Origin of the sequence: Paraburkholderia sp., assembly GCF_050742655.1 — a bacterium.
Lineage (GTDB): Bacteria > Pseudomonadota > Gammaproteobacteria > Burkholderiales > Burkholderiaceae > Paraburkholderia.
This window is the reverse complement of sequence record NZ_JBOIGG010000006.1, coordinates 230,208-249,084: the sequence shown is the minus strand read 5'-3', so window position 1 is coordinate 249,084 and position 18,877 is coordinate 230,208. Positions and strand designations below refer to the sequence as shown.

The 18,877-nt window shown below is 61.3% G+C and carries 17 protein-coding genes; 7 read left to right on the top strand and 10 right to left on the bottom strand.

The window, feature by feature from the left end:
• Positions 1-21: 21 nt before the first annotated feature.
• A complete protein-coding gene (locus ACREXZ_RS11455) occupies positions 22-945 on the top strand; it encodes an SAM-dependent methyltransferase (protein ID WP_431764174.1) in 924 nt (307 codons plus the stop codon).
• 22 nt (positions 946-967) lie between these two features.
• Here ACREXZ_RS11455 and ACREXZ_RS11450 read toward each other — a convergent pair whose 3' ends face one another.
• Positions 968-1,876, bottom strand: coding sequence for a LysR substrate-binding domain-containing protein (locus ACREXZ_RS11450; RefSeq protein WP_431764173.1), 909 nt, complete (start codon positions 1,874-1,876; stop codon positions 968-970).
• A gap of 209 nt (positions 1,877-2,085) precedes the next feature.
• Between ACREXZ_RS11450 and ACREXZ_RS11445 the strand changes: the two genes are divergently transcribed.
• Genes ACREXZ_RS11445 through ACREXZ_RS11435 form a run of 3 tightly spaced genes read left to right on the top strand, consistent with a single transcriptional unit; the run spans position 2,086 to position 5,108 of the window.
• Positions 2,086-3,315: a YbfB/YjiJ family MFS transporter gene (locus ACREXZ_RS11445; RefSeq protein WP_431764172.1), complete on the top strand. Its 1,230-nt coding sequence runs from the start codon at positions 2,086-2,088 to the stop codon at positions 3,313-3,315.
• A 39-nt stretch (positions 3,316-3,354) separates the two neighbouring features.
• Positions 3,355-3,861: a YybH family protein gene (locus tag ACREXZ_RS11440; RefSeq protein ID WP_431764171.1), complete on the top strand. Its 507-nt coding sequence runs from the start codon at positions 3,355-3,357 to the stop codon at positions 3,859-3,861.
• Entirely contained in the window at positions 3,858-5,108 is a 1,251-nt protein-coding gene (locus ACREXZ_RS11435; RefSeq protein WP_431764170.1) for an MFS transporter, read from the top strand. The genes ACREXZ_RS11440 and ACREXZ_RS11435 overlap by 4 nt, the downstream gene beginning before the upstream one ends.
• 62 nt (positions 5,109-5,170) lie before the next feature.
• On the opposite strand, the gene ACREXZ_RS11430 is transcribed toward ACREXZ_RS11435, so the two are convergent.
• Both ACREXZ_RS11430 and ACREXZ_RS11425 read right to left on the bottom strand, forming a co-directional pair.
• Positions 5,171-5,905, bottom strand: coding sequence for an enoyl-CoA hydratase/isomerase family protein (locus ACREXZ_RS11430; RefSeq protein WP_431764169.1), 735 nt, complete (start codon positions 5,903-5,905; stop codon positions 5,171-5,173).
• A gap of 62 nt (positions 5,906-5,967) precedes the next feature.
• Positions 5,968-7,284 (bottom strand): MFS transporter, encoded by a 1,317-nt coding sequence (locus ACREXZ_RS11425; RefSeq protein WP_431764168.1) that lies wholly within the window; start codon positions 7,282-7,284, stop codon positions 5,968-5,970.
• 188 nt (positions 7,285-7,472) lie between these two features.
• Between ACREXZ_RS11425 and ACREXZ_RS11420 the strand changes: the two genes are divergently transcribed.
• Positions 7,473-8,411 carry a LysR substrate-binding domain-containing protein gene (locus ACREXZ_RS11420; protein ID WP_431764167.1) on the top strand — a complete coding sequence of 313 codons (939 nt, stop codon included), beginning with the start codon at positions 7,473-7,475 and terminating at the stop codon, positions 8,409-8,411.
• Between the two features lie 172 nt (positions 8,412-8,583).
• Positions 8,584-9,792 carry a CaiB/BaiF CoA transferase family protein gene (locus ACREXZ_RS11415; RefSeq protein ID WP_431764166.1) on the top strand — a complete coding sequence of 403 codons (1,209 nt, stop codon included), beginning with the start codon at positions 8,584-8,586 and terminating at the stop codon, positions 9,790-9,792.
• Between the two features lie 139 nt (positions 9,793-9,931).
• Here ACREXZ_RS11415 and ACREXZ_RS11410 read toward each other — a convergent pair whose 3' ends face one another.
• The 6 genes from ACREXZ_RS11410 to ACREXZ_RS11385 form a co-directional block, all read right to left on the bottom strand.
• Complete coding sequence (locus ACREXZ_RS11410; RefSeq protein ID WP_431764244.1) at positions 9,932-11,644, bottom strand: glycosyltransferase family 39 protein; 1,713 nt, start codon at positions 11,642-11,644, stop codon at positions 9,932-9,934.
• Positions 11,645-11,760: 116 nt separating this feature from the next.
• Entirely contained in the window at positions 11,761-13,473 is a 1,713-nt protein-coding gene (locus tag ACREXZ_RS11405; protein ID WP_431764165.1) for a thiamine pyrophosphate-binding protein, read from the bottom strand.
• Positions 13,470-13,862 carry a carboxymuconolactone decarboxylase family protein gene (locus ACREXZ_RS11400; protein ID WP_431764164.1) on the bottom strand — a complete coding sequence of 131 codons (393 nt, stop codon included), beginning with the start codon at positions 13,860-13,862 and terminating at the stop codon, positions 13,470-13,472. Before ACREXZ_RS11400 ends, ACREXZ_RS11405 begins: the two co-directional genes overlap by 4 nt.
• A gap of 69 nt (positions 13,863-13,931) precedes the next feature.
• Positions 13,932-14,312, bottom strand: a complete 381-nt coding sequence (locus ACREXZ_RS11395) for a cupin domain-containing protein (protein WP_431764163.1) — start codon at positions 14,310-14,312, stop codon at positions 13,932-13,934.
• 84 nt (positions 14,313-14,396) lie between these two features.
• Complete coding sequence (dmpG, locus tag ACREXZ_RS11390) at positions 14,397-15,422, bottom strand: 4-hydroxy-2-oxovalerate aldolase (RefSeq protein WP_431764162.1); 1,026 nt, start codon at positions 15,420-15,422, stop codon at positions 14,397-14,399.
• Positions 15,419-16,303, bottom strand: a complete 885-nt coding sequence (locus ACREXZ_RS11385) for an acetaldehyde dehydrogenase (acetylating) (RefSeq protein ID WP_431764161.1) — start codon at positions 16,301-16,303, stop codon at positions 15,419-15,421. The genes dmpG and ACREXZ_RS11385 overlap by 4 nt, the downstream gene beginning before the upstream one ends.
• A gap of 458 nt (positions 16,304-16,761) precedes the next feature.
• Here ACREXZ_RS11385 and ACREXZ_RS11380 point away from each other — a divergent pair, with 458 nt between their 5' ends.
• Positions 16,762-16,944 carry a hypothetical protein gene (locus ACREXZ_RS11380; RefSeq protein WP_431764160.1) on the top strand — a complete coding sequence of 61 codons (183 nt, stop codon included), beginning with the start codon at positions 16,762-16,764 and terminating at the stop codon, positions 16,942-16,944.
• 406 nt (positions 16,945-17,350) lie between these two features.
• Here the strand turns inward: ACREXZ_RS11380 and ACREXZ_RS11375 are convergent, their stop codons facing one another.
• A complete protein-coding gene (locus ACREXZ_RS11375) occupies positions 17,351-18,541 on the bottom strand; it encodes a hypothetical protein (protein WP_431764159.1) in 1,191 nt (396 codons plus the stop codon).
• Positions 18,542-18,877: the final 336 nt, after the last annotated feature.

Sequence of the window (18,877 nt, the reverse complement as noted above, 5' to 3'; positions counted from 1 at the left end):
TCTCGAAAAGCGACGCCGCCGATGACCCCTCCCGATCGACTGATTTCCCACGAAGACCAATCCGACCGCTCATACGAACAGGCGGCCGAAGCAGCGAAGGCGCGTCTGCGCACTGCCGGCGATGTGCCCGGTGCGACGGTCGATCAGCAGCTCGCGCTCGTCGACCAGCTTGCATCGTTCGATCTGGGCCGCTTTCTGCTGGTCAATCGCGGGCTGGACGCGTACTGGACGCACCGTCTCGTGACCTATGAGCCGGGCACGCTGCAACGTGGTGAAGTGTCCGACCTCGAATATCAGATCTTCGAACACATGCCGGCCGTGCTCGCGACGCGCGAGCGCTTCGGCATCTTCCGTCGCGAGGTGCAGACGATGCTTAAGCCGGGCATCGCGCTCGCGTCGGTGCCGGGCGGACTGATGGGCGATCTGCTGTTGCTCGACTACACCGCATGCCCCGATGCCACGCTGCTGGGTGTCGATCTCGACCAGCGCGCACTCGACGGCGCGCTCGTGCTCGCGACAGAACGTGGCCTCGCGCAGCGACTGTCGCTGCGTCACGAGGATGCGTGGTCGATGGATCTGAATGCCAATGCCGACGTGCTGACCAGCAACGGCCTCAACATCTACGAACCCGACGACGAGCGCGTGATCGCGCTGTATCGCAAGTTCTTCGACGCGCTGAAGCCGGATGGCCGCCTCGTCACGAGCTTCCTGACGCCGCCGCCGATGCTGTCGCCGGAATCGCCGTGGGACATGAGCGCGGTGACGCCGGCGCTGCTCGCGCTGCAGCACCTGCTGTTCGTGCGGATCCTCGAAGCGAAGTGGAGCGCGCTCCGCACCCAGGCGCAAACCCGTGCGCAACTCGAACATGCCGGCTTCACGGACCTCGTGTTCATCGACGATCGCGCGCGCATGTTCCCGACCGTCATCGCGCGCAAGCCGTCTTAAGCCATCTGCGCCAGGCGGCCGGTCAAGCCGCCTTTTTTTCAGGAGCCGCCTTCGCCTTCGACGTGCGATAGACGCGCCGCGCCATCTCGAGAAAAGCCGCCAGCGCACTCGACACATATCCATCGTGGCGGCGAATAAACAGCGTCTCGACACGCGCGACCTCGCGCGGCAACCGGTGGATCGACACCTTGCCGGCTTCGTGAGCGGACGCGACGATCGCCCGCGGCAGCAGCGTCACGCCGACGCCCGCCGACACGCAGCCGACGATCGCATCGAGCGAACCGAACTCGAGCGGCCGCGCGGCGACGATGCCCAGCCCCGCGAGGAACGTTTCGAGCCGCTGCCGGTACGAACAGCCGAACTGGAACACGACCGTCTTCAGGTCGGGAATCTTCGTCAGGTCCTTCAGCGACTGCACGCCGGGGCTCGCGACCAGCACGAGTTCCTCGGTGAAGATCGCCTCCTGATGCAGATCGGGATGGTCGATCGGCCCGGCGACAAACGCGCCCTCCAGCCGATATTCGACAACGTCCTGCACCAGCCGCGCCGTCGTGCCGGAGCTCACCACGAGCCTGACGGACGGCCACGTCTTCGCGAATTCGGTCAGTAGCGGCGACAGGCGCAGCGCAGTCGTGGTTTCGAGCGACCCCAGCGTCAGCGAACCGGACGGTGCGCCGTCGTCTTGTGCGGCCGCCTGCACCTCGGCGATCAGTCGTGTAATGCGCCCGACGAACGGCAGCATGCGCTGCCCCGCCGGCGTGACGATCACGCCGCGCGCGTGGCGCCGGAACAGCGGCAAGCCAAGCTCGTCTTCGAGCGCGCGGATGCGCGCCGTGACGTTCGATTGAACGGTATGCAGTTCGGAAGCCGCCTTGTTCATGCTGCCATGCCGGGCGACGGCTTCGAAGGTCTTCAGGTCGGCGACGTCCATATGCGGTAAAGGTAAAGGTGAGGGTTTTCGGGAGCCTTTCGGGAGACCACACGTCGATTCTAGTCGCCGTCAAAGCGATCCAGGCGCGGTATTTCAGCATAGCACCTATCTGCAAAGCAGATAGGTGCTATCAAATCAATTCAGTTCTTCGGATTAGTGATAGCGCGTAGCCTGCAGCTATCGAATCGAGTGAACTGAGGGATCGCAACATGAACACGATCGCGACATCGCGCGGGACTTCCGGATCGCACGCGCAACCCGCGGATGCGCGATGGGCGACGGTGGCGGCCTTTTGTGCGAGCCTCGTCGGCATCGGGCTCGCGCGCTTCGCGTACACGCCGCTGTTGCCGGCGATCATCGGCGCGCACTGGTTCGATGCGTCGATGGCCGCGTATCTCGGTGCGGCCAATCTGGCCGGTTATCTGGCGGGTGCGCTGCTCGGCCGGCCGATCGCCGCACGATCGAACGTCGTCGTTACATTGCGCGCGATGATGGTGCTGGCTACGCTCGCGTTCGTCGCCTGTGCGTTCCCGGTGACGTTTTCGTGGTTCTTCGTATGGCGCTTCCTGTCGGGACTGGCTGGCGGCGCGCTGATGGTGCTCGCCGCACCGACGGTGCTGCCTCACGTGCCGCCGTCCCGTCGCGGCCTCGCCAGCGGCGTCATCTTCATGGGCGTAGGCGTCGGAATCGCGGCGTCGGGCACGCTTGTCCCGCTGCTGCTGCAGAACGGTTTGCGCGCCGCGTGGATCGGACTCGGCGTACTGTCGCTCGTGCTGACGGCGATCGCGTGGAAGGGCTGGCCGACCCAGACCGCCTCACCGGCCGCGCCCGTTCATCCGCACACACACGCCCGTCATGCACCGCGCTCAACTTCGTTGTATGCGCTGTACGCCGAGTACGCGTTGAATGCGGCGGGCTGGGTACCGCATATGATTTTCCTCGTCGACTTCGTCGCGCGTGGTCTCGGCCGGGGTTTGCAGGTCGGCGCCGAATACTGGGTGCTGTTCGGCATCGGTGCGACGGTGGGTCCGGTTTTCGCCGGCGTGCTCGCCGACCGCGTCGGCTTCGGTCGCGCGCTGCGGATCGCGTTCGCGCTGCAAATCGGCGGCGTCGCGATTCCCGCACTCGGGCTCGGCATGGCGTGGCTGATGGTGTCGAGCATCGTGGTCGGGGCTTTCGTCACGGGCACCGTTCCGCTCGTGCTCGGCCGCGTGCATGAACTGCTTGCGCATCACCCGGCGCAACAGGATCCGGCATGGCGGACCGCGACCGTCGCGTTCGCGCTGTTCCAGGCCGTCGCGGCATATGGACTGTCTTTCGTTTTCTCGCACGGCAGCGGTGACTACCGGCTGCTGTTTGCAATCGGCACGGCAGCGATGGTGCTCGCGCTGTCGATCGATCTCATCGTCGCAGTGAGCAACCGCAATCGCACCGCGTAACCACGAGTACCCACGGGTAACCTCGAAAGGATCACGACCATGAAACCCGATCAAATCACCGGCAACGAAGTGCATGCCGAAGATGGCAGCGCACTCGACGCCCTCATCCGCTTCTACCGTGCGTTCAATCACGGCGACCTCGACGCGCTCGCGGCGAACTGGGCCGAAGGCGAGCGTCCCAGCATGGATAACCCGATCGGCGGCATTCGCCGTGGCTGGTCTTCGATTCGCGACGGGTATCAAAAGCTGTTTGCCGGACCGGCAAGCGTTCACGTGACCTTCCACGATTTCACAAGCGACGGCGGCGACGACTGGCATATCTTCGTCGGCCGCGAGAAAGGCACGTGCACGGCGGACGGAACAACGCTCGATCTGCGCATCCGCACGACGCGCTGGTTCGTGAAGATCGACGGCGTATGGCGGCAATTGCATCATCATGGGTCGATCGAAGAGCCTGCGTTACTGGCGGACTATCAGCGGGTTATTTTTGGTGCGCCTTTGGGTGCTCCCGCGAGTACGCCTTCGGACAAAGCAAACCGATCATGAATCGTTCAATGGATGTGCCGCCCAGCTACGTCGAGCGCAATCAGCGGTACTGGAAACGCAACCTGGCTGTGTGCGTGTTCGGTTCGTTCACGACGCTGGTGAGCCTGAGCATGCTGCTGCCATTCCTGCCGCTGTATGTCGAACAGCTCGGCGTGACGTCGCCGGCTGCGATCGTGCAATGGTCGGGCGTAGCGTTCGGCGCGACATTCCTCGGCACCGCGGTCACCGCGCCGCTGTGGGGACGCCTCGCCGACCGCTACGGCCGCAAGCCGATGCTCATTCGGGCGGCGATCGGCATGGCGGTCGTGATGTCGTTGATCGGCGTCGCGCATAGCGTTGCCGTCCTCGTTGCGCTGCGTCTGGTCGCCGGGCTCGTGGGCGGCTATGCGTCGGCGTCGATCGTGATGGTCGGCACGCAGGCACCGCGCGAGCGTGCGGGATGGGCGCTCGGCGTACTCTCGACAGGCGCGCTGGCGGGCAACCTGATCGGTCCACTTGTGGGCGGCTTTCTACCCGCGTGGGTTGGGATCCGCGGCACGTTCTTCGTCGGCGGCGCGATGATCGCGGTCGCGGCGGCCGCGACGATTTTTCTCGTCCGCGAAGATTTCGACCGGCACGTGGATGCGCGTGCGCGCGTTGCCGCGCAAGACAATCATGAGACCGGATCGCAGCGCTCCGTTCTCGTCGCGCTGCTGCTTACCGCGATGATGGTGCTGCTGGCCAACATGTCCATCGAGCCGATCATCACCGTGTACATCGCACAGCTCGGCGTGCCGCACGATCATCTGACGCGCGTGGCCGGCATCGTGATGGCGTCGTCCGCGTTCGGCAGCATGCTGACCGCGCCGAGGCTCGGCGCACTCGCCGACCGGATAGGCAGCTGGAACGTGATCATCGGCTGTCTCGTCGTGACGGGACTCGTGATGCTGCCGCAGGCGTTCGTCACGCAATGGTGGCAACTGGCTGCACTACGCGGGGTGATGGGGATGACGATTGCGGGTTTGCTGCCGGCGATCGCGAAGCTGGTGCGGCATTCGGTCGATGAAAGCCATTCGGGGAAGACGCTGGGCTATCTGCAGTCGGCGCAGTTCACGGGGCAGGTTGTCGGGCCGCTGATCGGTGGGCAGATCGGCGCGCACGTGGGTTTGCATCAGGTGTTCTTCGTGACGGGGTCGCTGCTCGTGCTTTGTGCGGGGGTGAATTACTGGGTGCGGGGGCGGGGGGTTTCGCAGCAAGCTCACGCGTGATCGTACCGCGGGCGTCTACGCACGAGCAATTCGGAAGGCTGTCGCCGTGTAGGCTTCCTCTCCTACTTTTTAAGCGCCGCGATCCTCTGCGCGAGGCGCGGATCGCGCAGCGACGCCTCATGCGCGGTTCTGTCCGTCAACGCCTGCGCGTCGCCTGCGGCGATCGCCAGCAATTGCTTTTTCATCGACCGTACGGCGTCCGCTTCGCACGACTTCAGCGCGTCGGTATAAAAGTCGACCCGCTCGGCGAGTCGATCGGCTGCGACCAGCTCGGTCAGGTAACCGATCCGCAGCATCTCGGCTGCATCGATTGCGATGCCGGTCAGGAGCAGCCGCTTTGCGTGCGTCGGCCCGAGTTCGCGAACATAACGACGCATCCCGTCCGGGTAGTAATGCAGACCGATGCGCGCAGCCGGCATGAACATCCGCGAGCCTTCCACACCGAGCCGGATATCGCAGCACAGCGCGAGATCCGTCGCGCCGCCATACACGCTGCCGTTCAGTGCGCAGATCGTCGTGACGGGTAGTGCTTCGAGTTCATTCAGAAAGGCTTCAAACGATCGGTCGATGCTGCCGTTTGCCAGCGCGGACAACGTATAGCCGGAACTGAAGGTCTTAGCGCCGGTGCCGGTGATGACGAGCGCGATCGCGCTTTCGTCGCGTGCGACTTCCGCGAGCGTCGCGCGCAGCGAGTCGAGATCGGCCGGATCGATCCGGTTGTGCTGAGCTTCGCGATCGAGCCTGATCGTGCCAACACCTTCGTGTTGCGAATAGATAAAGCCAGGAGATGCCGTCATCGTTTGCAGCCGTTCAGTTCATGGGGAATTCGACAGGCGAAACCGTTCAAATAGCGATCTTCTCATTCCGGCAGCGGTGCGCCGCGCGTTTCCATTGCCCAGCGCAGCGCGACGATTCCGACGATGAACACCGACGCGGTCACCGCGATCGGCATCCCGAGCGTGCCCGCGCGGTTGACCGCGACGCCCAGCCCCAGGCTCACCGCCGCCGCAAAGAACCGGCCGATCGACGTCGAGAACGAAAACGCGGTCGCGCGAATCGAGGTCGGATATTGTTCGGGCAGCCATAACGCGTACATCGCCGCGTTGCCGCCGCCGAAGCCGACGAAGAACGACAACGCGATGAACGGCACCAGCCCGGCGCGGAGATAAAACGCCCAGCCGAACGTCGCAATCAGACACAGCGCGGTAAACGCATAGTAGCCGCCGAGCGTCGCACGCCGGCCAAAGCGCTCAGCGATAGACGGCAACGCGAGACAGCCGAGGATCGTACCGATCGAATAGATCGCTGTCGTCACCGACGCGAGTTTGGCCGCACCGATTGCAGCGATCCCCTGGCGCTCCGCGAGCTGGATCACCGCGCTCGGCAGATAGATCGAACCGCCCCACAAACCGAGAATGCCCACGGTGACGAGCACGCAGTTGACGATCGTGCGCTGCCGGTAAGGCGGCGCAAAAATCTCACGCAGCGGTTGCCGTTTCGCCGTCACGCCCGGCCCGTCGTGCCGGGTACGCTCCCAGCGACGCGTTTCCGGCACCTTGAACAGCGTGTATAGCGCGACGACCACCGGCAGCAGTCCGCATAGAAACATCACGCGCCAGCCATAGACCGTGCCGATCGCGTAGTTGAGTGCCGCGGCAAGAAAGAAGCCGGCATAGTAGCCGGTCTGCAGATAGCCCGCGCCCGCGCGACGTCGGTCTTCGGGCCACGATTCGGCCACATAGGTGCCCGCCAGTGCCCATTCGCCGCCGACGCCCACACCCGCGAGAAAGCGGAACAGCGCAAGCTCCCAGATGTTGCCCGAGAACGCGGCGAGACCCGTGAACACCGCATAGCAAAGCGTCGTCGCCGCGAGCACACGGACGCGGCCGAAACGGTCGGCAAGCGGTCCCCAGATGTACGAGAAGCCCCAGCCGACCAGAAACAGCGCAAACAACAGCGACCCGGCAAAACCGATCGTGCCGGGTGTCGCCGCATAACCGGAACGCGGCAGCAATTCCTTCAGCGCGGGTATGAGCACCAGCGCGTAGATCACGGAGTCCATCCCGTCGAGCGTCCAGCCAAACCAGGCAGCCCAGAAACCGACAATCTGCTCGCGATTGAGTCTGGACTTGCGCGCAGGACGCGCTGCCTCCAAGGCCTGGCCGGATACGTTCACAGATGTCTCCTTTGTTGTGCGAGCGCGCTGTTCGTGGTGCGCGTCGTGTGTCGCAGCTACTATATGCTGCGGTCTGCGCATCGAATAAATAGCGAATTCTGATCCGTCCATCGCGGCTTTATATGGGACGCGGATCGACACAGACACGGGACAAACCCGGGCACTGTCACGAAACGGAGGAGCATGCGATGGACCTGAGGCAGTTGAGATATTTCCTCGCAATCGTCGAATCGAGGAGCATCACGCGCGCGGCGGACATCCTCTGCATCGCACAGCCGGCGCTGAGTCTCGCCGTGAAGAATCTCGAAGAGGAGCTGGGCACTCAACTGCTGATCCGCAGCGTGCAGGGCGTGAAAGCGACGCCAGCGGGCGAGCTGCTGTACCGGCACGCGATGGGCATCGTGCGCCAGGCCGACAACACCAAAGCGCTGCTGTCCCAGCAGGGGCAGCAGCCTGGCGGCAAGGTCGCGGTCGGCATGCCCTACAGCACCGCGCATCTGATCGCGATCGATATCGTCGACCGTCTGCGCACCGACTACCCGGGCATCAGCCTCGACCTGGTCGAGAGTTCGTCGGCCGATCTGCAGATGCTGGTGCTGCATGGCCGCGTCGATCTGGCGATCGTCGTGGGCGAGCCGTTGCGTGGACTCGTGCAGACGCAGTTGCTCAACGAGCAGTTGTTCGCCGTGCGGCATCCGCGACTCGCATCGCCAGCGCCGGTGTGCAGTCTCGCCGAACTCGCCACGTTGCCGCTCGTGCTCGTCAGCCAGCCGAATATCGTGCGCACCAAACTCGATCAGGCGTTCGCCGCGGCGCGACTCGGCTATCAGCTGGTCGCATCCGTCAACGCGACCTCGCTGCTGGTCTCGTGGGTCGAGCGCGGCGTCGGCGCAACCGTGCTGCCATGGTCCGCCGTGCATGAGCAGGTGCAGACCGGAAAGCTCATCGCGACACCACTCGAAGGCGATTTCTGGCAGCGCGATCTGTGGCTCTGCCACGCTGAAACCATGCCGCTCACGCCAGCCGCCGAGATCGTCCAGTCGTTGATCGTGCAGGAAGTCACACGCCGCGTCGGGTCCGGTGAATGGGTTGGCGCGCGCAGCACGCTCGCGGAGCGCGAGGCCTAGCTGCTTCGTGACGCGGTCAAAGAAATGAACATGCATCGACCGCGCATTCCCATAACGCAACGCGATTGAGCTATCGTCAAACGGTATTTTGAATGACCGTTGGGCGCTGGCTATATTGGCCGCTCCGACCTTCAGCCTGCCGCGCAGGCGGAGCGTCACTTGCGGAGCCGACATGACATTGCCGTTGCAGGGAATCCGGGTGCTGGACCTGACGCGCGCCCTCGCGGGCCCTTTCTGTTCGATGATCCTCGCGGACCTCGGTGCGGACGTGATCAAGGTCGAGCCTGCGCCGAAAGGCGACATGATCCGGACGTGGGGACCGTTCTCCGCGGGCATCAGTTCTTATTACCTCTCGTGCAATCGCAACAAGCGCGGCATCGCGGTCGATTTCCGCAAGCCGGCCGCACTCGATCTGTTGCGCGAGATGGCGGGACACGTCGACGTCGTCGTCGAAAACTTCAAGAGCGGCACGATGGAAAGCATGGGACTCGGCTTCGATGCACTGTCGTCCGCCAATCCACGACTGATCTACGGCAACATCACCGGCTTCGGCCGCAGCGGACCGGCCGCGCACTGGCCGGGTTTCGATCAGGTCGCACAAGGCTACTCGGGCCTGATGAGCGTGACAGGTATGCCGGACGCGGGACCGACGCGGGTGGGCGTCGCGATCGGCGACATGACGGCGGGCATGTGGACCGCGATGGGTGTACTGGCGGCGCTGTTGTCGCGCGAACGTACGGGGCGCGGGCAACGTGTCGAGAGTTCGCTGCTCGCCAGTCTCGTCGCCCTGCTCGGCGTGCAGGGGCAGCGCTATCTGAGCGCCGGCGAAATTCCCGAGCCGACCGGCAACGATCACCCGGTGATCGCACCGTACGGCGTATTCGAGGCGAAGGATGGTCCGCTGAACCTCGCACCCGGGACGCCGGATATGTGGGTCAAGTTGTGCGAGTTGCTGCAACTCCAGGAGATCACGTCCGACCCGCGCTTCGTCACCAACGAACAGCGGATGCATCATCGCAAGGAACTGAAAGTGATCATCGACGGGCGGCTGCGGACGCGCACCCGCCATGAATGGATCACCGAAATGCTCCGGCTGGGTATTCCAGCCGGCCCGATCAACAATCTGCGGGACGTATTCGCCGATCCGCAGGTCGTGCACTGCGGGCTCGTCGAAGAGGTCGCACATGGCACGATCGGGCAACTGAAGCAGGTCGCAAGCGCGATCGGTATGGGCGAAATGACCGAAGGCACGGTACGCACGCCGCCGCCGATGCTCGGCGAACATACGACCGAGGTGCTGCGCGAATTCGGTTACTCACAAACGCGGATCGATGCGTGGTGTGACGAGCGGGTTGTGCTGCAGGGGGAGGTGGTGGTGTGAGAGGGTGCGCCGTCGATCTCGTGGTGGCGGTCTGGCCGCGCCACTCCGGCGCTCATCGCTCACGCCCGCGGACACGGAAGCGGCCGACTCCTCCTGGATACCACGTTCTCGCCTGGTCATTTAACGACGGTACGGCGCCTCATGGTTGCGACTTCGCGACGACCACGCGACGCAGATCGCGCGCGACCACCTGCATCGGCAATCCTTCAGCCGCGAACTTCTCGTAGAGCGCCAGCGGTAACAGCGCCATCGCGTAGCGCTCACGCTTCCATAGCACGACCCACTCGTCGACCGTCGGCACCCATTTGTTCGGTTCGACGCGAGCGCCGAACGACAGTTCGTCACCGTGCTGAACCATGATCATCGTGTGGCCAGCATAGAACGGCAGCGTATGGTCGAGCACATTGACCGAGTAGAACGGCGTATCGGGCGGCAGCTTCGCGAGTTCGGCCTTGATTGCCGGCGCGAGCAGTGCACCCGAACTATAGCGGCCGAACACCTCGTGACCATTGCCGCCGATCGCGCAGAACGCGAACCAGCCGAACGCAAATGCAGCGATGCTCGCCGCGAGCGCACGGCTTGCCGGCGCGCGCAATGCGAGCCGATTCAGCCATAGCGCGACCAGCGTGAGCGCAAAGCAGGCCGCGAGCGCCGCGTAGATCCAGAACTGGAATTGACGGTACAGCGCGTTTGGATTCTTCGCGTCGCCCATATGCGCAAGAAACAGCGCACCGAACGCGGCGACGATCAGCAGCACCAGATAGCCGAGCAGATGGCGGCGCCACTGAGCGGTGCTCACGCGTGGCAGATAGGCGCCGATCACCATCGCGAGGGCCGGGGCGATCGGCAGCATGTACGGGATCAGCTTCGAATGCGAGATGCTGAAGAACACGAAGATGAAGGCCGACCATACGAGCAGCATCGTCGCCGGCGCAAAGCCGTTCGTCTGCCGCGGCATCCGCAGCGCGTGGCGCACGCTCTGCCAGCAAATCGACAGCCACGGTAGAAAACCGATCAGCAGCACCGGCACGAAATAGTAGATCGGGCCAGGGCGATGCTGCGCGGGCGTCAGGTAGCGCTCTAACTGCTGGACGACGAAGAAGTAGTGGAAAAACTCGGGGTTTGCACCCTGCACCAGCGCGATCCATGGCACCGCGACGACCGCGAAGATCAGTGCGCCGCTGATCGGGTGCAGGCGCTTCCATAGCGCCCAGTCGCGAGCGACCAACGAGTAGACGAGCAGCACGCTGGGTACGATCAGCCACACCAGCCCCTTCGAGAGAACCGCGAAGCCCAGCGCCGCCCAGCACACCCACATCCAGCCGCGCCGGGACGCTATGCTCGCGTCCGGCAACTGCGCAAGCAGCAGCGCGCACAGCGTGAGCTCCATCCAGAAAGACAGCCCATTGTCGAGCAGGTTGTAGTGGCCTATCAGATTCCAGTACGGGGAGCTCGCGAGCACGACCGCGGCCATCACCCCAGCCGTCGCATTGAATACGCGCGCGCCGGTGTAGCCGGCCAGCAGGATGCCGCCAAAGCCGGTCAGTGCCGTGTAGAGCCGCGCCTGCCATTCGCCGACGCCGAACCACGCGAAGGTCAGCGCGTTGAACCAGATTTGCAGCGGCGGCTTTTCGAAGTACTTATCGCCGTTGTAGCGCGGGGTGATCCAATCGCCGGTGACGAACATTTCGCGGGCCATTTCCGCATAGCGGCCTTCGTCACTCGGGATCAGGTGGCGGTAATTGAGCTGGGCGAACCAGGCGCCAGCGAACAGCAGTGCAATCAGCAGCAACGCCGTGCGCGAAAGTGGCAGCGCGCGCGGCGCACGGGCAGCGGTCGTGGTGGCATCCACGGGCACGGCGCCAGTGGCCGGCAGGATCGGTTCGAGTATGTCGCTCATAAGTAGCCTGGGTTCAGTCCTCATCGGTCCAGTCATCGAGTTGCCCGCGGCACACCGCCGGCATCCGGTCATTCCATATGGGCGCCCGCCGCCATCCTGTCGAACGCTTCAGTCGGTGTCGGGAAATTCCCGGTGCGCACATCGATCACCACGGCCTTTCTCGCATGCAACGCCTGCTCGAACGCTTCCGCCAGGTCCGATTCCTCGTGCACCGTCATACCGAGCGCACCGATCGATTCCGCGAATTTCGCCCAGTCGTGTGTCGGCAGTTCATGCAAACGCCCCATCTCCGGGCTGATCCGGTCCGCACGCAGTTTCGGGTTGCCGTATGCAGAGTTATTGAGGACCACGCAGATCAGCGGAATTCCGTAACGAGCGGCGGTCTGCATCTCGATTCCGTGCATCAGCATGCAGCCATCCCCCGTCACGACCACACAGGGGTCGTCGGGACGAGCCAGTTGCGCACCGATCGCCGCCGGAATCGCCCAGCCCATGGACCCCATGTACTTGATGGACGTGAAGAAACGTCGAGGGTCGTATGCGGTCCAGTAGTGGCCTGCAAAAAAGGCATGGGCGCCGCTGTCGATAAACAGCATCGTCGAGCGAGGCATCACGCGACGCAGAACAGTGATGGTCTCGGCGGGGTGGATCTGTCCAGGTTCAGATGCGCGATGCTCGATCGCATCGACCAGCCCACCGTTCATTTTCAGCGACGAGATCCAGTCTTGCCGGGCTGGCCGGCTCGAGCGCAAGCGTGCGGAAAGCGCCGGTGCAGCGTTATTCAGCGTGTCGAGGCAGGTGCGGGCGTCGCCGAGGATAGGAAGGTCTACGTGGTAATCCTGAAAGACGGTGTTCGCGTTGATGTCGTTCACGATCAGCGCATGTCGCGGCTTGAATCCCGCAGTCCAGATGAGCGTGTCCAGCATGTTCAGGCGTGAACCCAGCACAAACAGGACATCGACGTTGCCGGACGCGAGTGCATCGATCGCCGGTCGATTGCCGAACCAGCCCATCACGCCAAGACTCAGGCGATGGTCCTCGGGAAACACGCCTTTGGCAGGCAACGTCGTCGCAACCGGTATGTCGAAGCTTTCAGCGAAGCGGACAAGAGACTCGGTCGCGTCCGACTGCACGCAGCCGGACCCGGCAAGAATGGCGACTTTGGGCTTCGTCCCCACCTGCTCCCAAAACGCCCCGCAACTACCGGCGTCCACGAAGCGCGGTTGATACAACGACGAAGGAAGCCGTACCCACTCGCCAGTCGTCTCCGCCCCCTGGACATCAAAAGGAATCGACAGATGGCCGGGGCCGCGTGACGAATGACCCAGCATGCTGTGCAACATGCGACCGAGGTGACGATACGCAAGCGACGGAGAAGACAGATCCAGTTGCAGTGCCGTGACCGAAGTCGCCATATCGGCACCTCGAATTCCCGCCGCGCTGGAGTCCTGAAAAGCGCCCCGCCCCGCGCGGTCCTGCCTGACTTCTCCTGAGATCGCCAGAACCGCCGATCGGTCGGTATAAGCCGTCGCCAATGCCGTAAGGGTATTCGTGAAGCCCGGCCCGCTCGTTGTCGCGCATACGCCAAAGCGGCCGCTTGCGCGTCCGTATCCGTCCGCCATGTAAGTCGCCCCAGCCTCATGCGCGCAAACAATGGGCTGCACCTCATTCTGGCGAGAGAGACTTTCAAGCAGAGGGTCGATCGTTTGTCCCGGCACGCAGAAGACGTGTCGTACACTTTCCTCGCGCAAAGCGCTGACTATTGCGTCGGCGACGTTCATGCGACCTCCGCCAGTTCGGATCGAACGATCTGGATCGCGTTCAACGTGCGCGGAACACCGACGTATACCGCCAGCAGGATGATGCATTCAAGAATCTCTTCGACCTTCATGCCCCGCTTCAAAGCGGTGTGCACGTGCTGACGCAACTGGAGTTCCGTGTCGCCCTGCGTGATCAGCGTCGAAAAGACGACGAGCTCTTTGTCGCGCGGCGTCAAGGTCGGTCGCTGCCACAGATTGCCGAGCCCAAACTCCTCGATAATGGCGAAATAATCTGGGCAAAACGCCTGCAGGGATCGCAGTGCCGCTGCGTGCGCCGGATGATAGATTTCATCCAGTTCCCGTTGACCGGCGCTCGCGCCGTTTGAACGACTGCCTTTTTCCTGTTCCATGAATGGCTTCCTTTCCCGCTTGAAGGGACCGGCATCAAGGTCGATTGTTTTTGCCCAACCGCAAGATCGTTAGCGTTTGTGAAAATAGTCTTCGCCACCGGGTCTCATCCAATCGGTTCGTTGTGGCGAGAAGATATCGAGATCGAGCGTGTCCTCCAGCGCATGAGCGCAGTGCGGGACGTTGGCGGGGATGTGCAGAATCTCGCCGGCCCTCACCGTGAATTCGTGCTCCAGCGCTTCACCTACACGAAATACCAGCGCACCTTGCATGATGTAGGTCAGTTGCTCGTTCGGATGACAATGCCGCGCAACGGATGCCCCGGATTTCAGTGTCAATAAGGAAAGCGTCAAGTCCTTCCCGTTGATGATCTGCTGCGTGATGCTTTCGCCGAGGGCTTTGGTGGGCAGGTCCGCCAGGTTGTGATGCGATATGTCGCTCTTCGTTGTCATGATCCAGCTCCGCAATGGTTGTTCAGACTCGGCGCCCCGAAATGCACGACCAACCTCGTGGGACACCCTCTTCAGCGAACGTGGCTATCTGGCAGGAACGCTGCGAGCGTTCCTTGTCGCGAGACGATGCGCCTCTTCGACAATGACGTCTTCCTGCCCCGCGACCAGCTTTCGATGCGCAAGCGCCTGACACAGCTCGAACGAATCGATCTTCAGTTCGGAAGCAAGACGCTCGATGTGCGGAACGAAGCCCGAGAAAAGGCCGAAGACACCTGTGGTGATATTCGAAATCGCGATATGAGGGGTGCGGATTGGCAGGAATTCGTCCGTGCGCTTCGCAAGTCTGACCGCGTGCGCGAAATCGGTACCCGTCCGATACCCATATCGTTCGAGAACCGGAACCAGCGTTTCGAGCTGCGTGTTTCCGGCGCCAGCACCGAAACCGCGTACGCAGGCGTCCAGTAACGTTGCGCCGCTTTCCACCGCGACAATCGAGTTCGCAACCGCGAGTCCCAGGTTGTTGTGCGCGTGGTATCCAACAGGTATCGAGAGACCGTCGATAAGACGCTCGACCTTTTCCTTCACGAGGTCGGGGGTTGAAAAGCCCGCGCTGTCCATCAGGACAATTGCGTGCGCGCCGTAGGATTGCATCAGGCGGGATTGCTTCAGGATCTCAGTGGCATCGGCCATGTGCGACATCATCAAGACGCCATATGCGGTCTTTCCAGCATGCCTTACATGCTCGATGAACTGCCGCGTTATGTTCGCCTCGGTGCAATGCGATGCCAGACGAAAAACGTCGACGCCGGCTTCCAGCGCAATTTCAATGTCTGAAATCTTGCCAAGCCCCGGGATGAAATGAATGCCGAGCTTCGAGTGCGCGAGCTTTGCACGGACGGATGCGAGCATCGTCGCATCCGTGTTGACTGCCTTGCCCAGGAGGGACGATGAGGCGCCTAGTCCATTGCCATGGCCAACTTCCACGATATCGATGCCGGCCTCGTCCGCTGCTTCCGCATACTGGACAATCTGCTCGATCGTCAACTGGTGCCGAACCGCGTGATTGCCGTCGCGCAGCGTTGCGTCGGTCAGTGTGATGTAGTCTTTCATGATCGCGCACTCCTGGTCAGCTCATCCCTGTGCTTCGCCACAGCGATAGCCGCACAATTGATAATGTCGAGATTGCCCGCGTAGCTCGGCAGATATTGGCCACTTCCCTGAACCGTCACGCTGACGGTGATTCTTCCCGCATCGAGAACCGGTGGGAGCACGATCTTGAACCCCGGGACATACGCCTGAACGGACGCCACGGCTTTCTCAATCGCGTCTTCGATTGCAGAAAAATCCTCGAACTTCGCGTATGCGTAGATCGTCGTCTGCATGGATACGCCTGGTTCGGCGGGATTGATGTTCAGAATTGCCTTGACGGAATCGGCTCCCGAGAAGTGGGATAAAGCGCGCTCCGTTGTCGTCAGGTAGTTGTTGATGTTCTCTCGCGTCGCCATTCCGGCGCTCGCAGCCGCGATCGTAGAGACCACCTCGAGGTAGTCGATCTGTTGCGTCGCATTCCTGAGCGCATGAACGAGCGGCAAACTCGCCTGTCCACCACAGGTAATCAGACTGACGTTTTGCTGCCCACCGACATCGTCGAGATTGACCGATGGCACACAGGCCATGCCGATTCCGGCAGGAGTCAAATCGACCGCGAATTTTCCAGAAGCTGAAAAGAAGGCATTGTGTTCGACGTGCGCATACGCGGATGTCGCATCGAAGACAACCTCATATGCATCGCTGTGCGCCTTGAGGAAATCAATTCCGTCAGCCGACGTCTCGACGCCACGCTCCTTCGCAATGGCGAGTCCCTGGCTCTCTGGATCGCGCCCAGCGATAAATGCAAGGCTCAGGGTTTCCGACGCGAGAACTTTACACATCAGATCCGTGCCAATAGTTCCAGATCCAATTATTGCTACGGTCGTGCGTGAATCATTCATGTCGCATTCTCCGATGTTCAAAAGATCCTAAATATTAGGATGTCTAAGTACATTTCGAAAACACAATCAAGATAACGCTCGAATACTGAAGCCACTTACTCTTTGTGCATGAACGAACGCCTTGCTTGCGTTCGGAATTTGCAGCGAATAGACAGGCGCCGTGTATCGACTCCCGTGTGAATTTTTCACAGGCGATCGACGGTCGAGGAAAGGCTTCTGCGGGACGCGGGCGGGAACTACCCGCCAACACTACGTGGGCTGCGCAAACGTTTGCGTTTCATCGCAAACTCCTTGGAAGTCAAGGGTTTATTGCTCAATCAATCTCATGCTACTTTCGTAAGACAAAATCAAATCCTTGAACTAAGGGGTAAACACGCTTCTTTTCCGGGGATTGAGTTTCACAAAACCGAAATACTGCGGCTTCCTTGGAAAGCCAATTCGAGACATCAGGAGAATCCATGGCCTACCTGCGATGGGTAGCAGCCGCACTGCTGCTTTCTGCTGCGGCGAACAGCCGGTCTGCCAGCCAGGATACCGCGCGGCACGACACCCGTGCGACTGGCCAGCTAACGGTCGTCACATACCTGACATCGCTCGTACCGGGCTCGATCGCGCAATGGGACTGTTCGACAGCTACGTGAGCGCAACGATGCCGCATTCCAGCAACATCGCAGCGCGGATTCGAGCCATCGGCTGGCGCAGGCCTTGCAGCCCTGGCTAATAGGGCCGAGCGATCAGCGCGTGAACGTCGAGTTGCAGTAAGCGCGATGCCCTCGTAAAACACGGCGGCCATGATCCGTCGCACCGCAGGCACGTTTATCTCTCATCCCCCTTCGATCTTCACGCCATCAGTCCGCTCAAGCGGCGACGGCGCGCCCCCCTGACCCCGCATGACTCGAACGGGGATGCGGACAGAATTGTGGACGACCCTGGGGTAGTTCACGTATTCGTACGAAGACCGCATCCGGGCGGTCACCGTTTCCTATGGGACAGCACATGCCCTGGCTCACCCAAACCGATCGCGGCCTGTAACCTCGCGAATCCGGTCTAGGTTGGGTGACCTGCGTATCGCTTGAGGTTGTGCATCAAGCACCGGTACGCCGACGACACCCTGGAGAAAAGACGGTATTCGTCCGCCTTCTTCATGTCCCAATGCGCAAATGCCAGCGCTCGTAGTCGGGAGATTTCCTCCTGCAAAGGATCTACGAGCACATCCGAAATGGGCGGCATGTCGGACCTTCCAACGCTAAGGGCTGACATGACCTCCGATCGTGGATAGCCATATGCACAGAACAACTGCGCGACTTCATTCTCTATATTTTCATAAAATGATGCCTCTGTTTTATAAAATATTGAGTTTGCCAGCGCCGCATCGCTGAACTCCAATCCGTCAATACCCGCAAGCGACAATGCATGTATAACTTGTACGCGGTAATCAGCATCGTTGAGTTTGTTGACGCAAATTGTTTCGGATGTATGTCGTTCACACTCGATGAATGAATACAGCCACATACCGAAGAACGCAAGATAGCTTTCTCGCGAACCTAGCGGATGACTCCGGTAAAAGCCGATCTCCCTGTTGACGGAACGCCCCCGGAAACACCGGATGTCAGCCAGCCTTCGGATTTTCATCAGAACTTCGGGCAATTGAAATGCGTTATAGATCGCCTGAGTAGTGGCGTCGAAATAGTCAGAAATTTTGTATGACCACCATTGGCCACGCGGCTCTCTCCAGAGATGAATGTGAACGCCGCCAAATTCCCGCTTGAGCGCTTCCATACGCCCTGCACTGCGACAGAACTGCAGTAGCGGCCGTTCAGGCGCTGCTTCAATCAACGCAGTGAAATATTCCCTTTGCAGCTCTGGAAGTCTGGGTCCTGTGAAATATTCCTCATAGCTGAAGGATTTTCTGAACCGGCCTTTCAGACGATCGCGGATGCAGTAGCTCTCGTAAAAATAGGGCGCCGTAAGTGTCGGGTGTCTCAGAAGCTGGTTGTCATGGTCCGGAGGTTTGAGAAAATCATCAGGGCGAGTATCCAGATCGATAAGTACTTCATTGCACGGTTCCTGATAACAATAAAATATTCCCGCGGAACGCAATTTATTGAAAACATACGTGCTGCCCGATCTAAATAGCGAATGAATGAATATCGGGGATGTCGCCGATGCTGTCTTTTGCATAAGTAAACTCAACCTGGCAATGTCATATGCTTCACACATGCCGCCGAGAATTCGCATGATGTGATGCCAATAGTCGAGATGCTAAAGTATGAGGAGATCCGATGGTCTTCTTTTGACTTCTCCTCGCAAAATGCCGTAATACTTCAACGGTACCGGCCATGACAAGGCGACGGCAAACCGCTATCCAGCAAGGCCATGCAACCGTAAGCGGCGGTAACACGACATCGGAATTTACGGTGGTCCGCCCGCCGGATCAGCACGGATTGAATAGGGGTTGTTCACGTAATTTGAACGGCACCACAAACCGGCCATTTACGGGATGGTTAACGCGACCATGCGCTTATTCAATGGACAGCAATCGCGGATAAACCCATGATTTTCGCTGCTCCGCAC